Source organism: Halorhodospira sp. M38 (assembly GCF_022227985.1).
GTDB classification, from domain to species: domain Bacteria; phylum Pseudomonadota; class Gammaproteobacteria; order Nitrococcales; family Halorhodospiraceae; genus Halorhodospira; species Halorhodospira halophila_A.
In genome coordinates this window covers 1-1255 of record NZ_JAJNQP010000069.1, presented here as the reverse complement: position 1 = coordinate 1255, position 1255 = coordinate 1, and the positions used below count along the sequence as shown (strand labels likewise).

General features: G+C 66.9%; 1 protein-coding gene and 1 pseudogene. Both read right to left on the bottom strand.

Annotation, left to right across the window (positions count from 1 at the left end):
• Window positions 1-92: 92 nt before the first annotated feature.
• Window positions 93-857 (bottom strand): IS21-like element helper ATPase IstB, encoded by a 765-nt coding sequence (gene istB / locus LRA98_RS12790; protein WP_238634269.1) that lies wholly within the window; start codon window positions 855-857, stop codon window positions 93-95.
• A gap of 28 nt (window positions 858-885) precedes the next feature.
• Window positions 886-1255 (bottom strand): annotated as a pseudogene (locus LRA98_RS12785) (IS21 family transposase); the annotation flags it as partial.

The window sequence follows — 1255 nt, the reverse complement described above, 5'->3', positions numbered from 1 at the left end:
GAAGTGGTGGGCCCGTTCCACGGGAAGTGGTGGGGCCATTCCACTAAGCTGGGGTGCCTCTGCAGGCAGTAGTTCCACGCCAAGCCAGCGGCTCATGGGGTCGACTCCGAGGTGGTTGCCTCGAGGGCATCCTGGGAGCGACGCATGGATTCACCCTGCATCTCGAGGCGGTAGCTGTTGTGCACCACCCGATCGAGGATGGCGTCGGCCAGCGTGGCATCGCCGATGACCTCGTACCACTGGGCGATGGGCAGCTGACTGGCGATGACCGTGGAGCGGCGTCGGTAGCGGTCCTCGAGAAGTTCCAGAAGCTCCCGTCGGTCGGCGTCATCCAGAGCCCCGAGACCGAAGTCGTCGAGCACCAGGACTTGGGCCTTGGCCAGCTCGGCAAAGCGGCGGGCATAAGTGCCATCCGCCCGGGCGAGGGTCAGCTCACCAAGCAGCCGGGGCAGACGTGCATAGTAGGCCCGGTAGCCGTCGCGGCAGGCCTTCTGCGCCAGGGCGCAGGCGAGATAGGACTTGCCGACGCCGGTTGGACCGGTGATCAGCACATTGCGCTGATCCGTGACCCATCGGCTGGTGAAAAGCGGCTCAAGCACAGCACCTGAGAGCTTGCGGCGGGCGTGGCGGTTGATTCCCTCGACGCAGGCCTCGGGATAACGCAGCTTGGCGGCACGCAGCCGGGCAGTGAGCTGGCGATCGGCACGGACCGCGGCCTCACGCTCAACAAGCAGGGCGAGGCGATCGAGAAAGGGCATCGCCTCCAGGTCCGTGCGGCCCAGTTGCTCCTCGACGGCAGCACGCATGCCATTGAGTTTTAGCGCCGAGAGCTTCTCCAGGGTCGGATGCGGTAACATGATCAAGATCTCTCCGTGGTGGGGGCGATCAGTGGTAGTAGCCGGGGCCGCGCACATTGGTGTGCTCGATGGGCGTGGCCTCGGTTCGCCGCTCCCCATCCAGCGGCTGACGGTCCAGACCGCGACGCAGGATCGACTCCAGGTTCGTGTAGCTGCCCACCCCCAGGCTCAGTGCCCGCTCCGAGGCCGCCTCCAGGCGCTGTGGGCTGTAATGTCGGGCTAGGCGCTGGAGTCCTTCGGCCAGACGCCGTGCACGACGTAGGGGGCCGTTTTCGAGTTCTTGGCGCAGGAGTGTGGCGGTCGCCACACCGACGCCCTCAGCCCAACGCAGCATCTGCCCGCCGTCGAGCGCCGCGTAGGCCCGGTGGTGGGGCGGCAGGTGCTCGTTCAGGGTGCTC

Coding starts and splice junctions, on each gene's coding strand:
- istB (WP_238634269.1), bottom strand. CDS start 857: ATGTTACCGCATCCGACCCTGGAGAAGCTCTCGGCGCTAAAACTCAAT.